Origin of the sequence: Shewanella sp. MBTL60-007 (genome assembly GCF_019654915.1) — a bacterium.
GTDB lineage: Bacteria > Pseudomonadota > Gammaproteobacteria > Enterobacterales > Shewanellaceae > Shewanella.
In genome coordinates, this window is sequence record NZ_BPET01000203.1 from 1 (window position 1) to 448 (window position 448).

A 448-nucleotide genomic window follows, 5' to 3' on the forward strand; every position below is an offset into this window, starting at 1 on the left:
CAGCTGCAAGTCACTATCGATGGTACTGACTTTGAAGCTGGCGGCTATGTCACGCTTACCATTAACGGTGGCGGGGACATTCAGCTGAGTTTCGCTGACTTCACTGATGCTGGCAACGGCAGCTTCACCTTCGGTAACTACACTTATGCCAACGGCGTGATCAGCTGGACCGAGCCCGCGCCTGCTGAAGGCGACAGCATCACCGTCACCGCCACCCAAACCGATAAGGCTGACAACACCTCGGCTCAAGGTTCAGATACTGCCAAGGTCGCCGATGAAACCGCGCCAAATGCGCCGACGGTATTGATTGTTGATGATGGTAACCCAGGCGATGGCCTGCTCACCCAAGCTGAAATTGGTGCTGATGACGTACAGCTGCAAGTCACTATCGATGGTACTGACTTTGAAGCTGGCGGCTATGTCACGCTTACCATTAACGGTGGCGCGG

At 55.1% G+C, this 448-nt stretch carries 1 protein-coding gene; it reads left to right on the plus strand.

The genetic code is table 11. The annotated features are described in order from the left end of the window. The coding region (locus K5Q92_RS24055) for a hypothetical protein (RefSeq protein ID WP_220771283.1) at positions 1 to 448 on the plus strand (448 nt) is incomplete at both ends.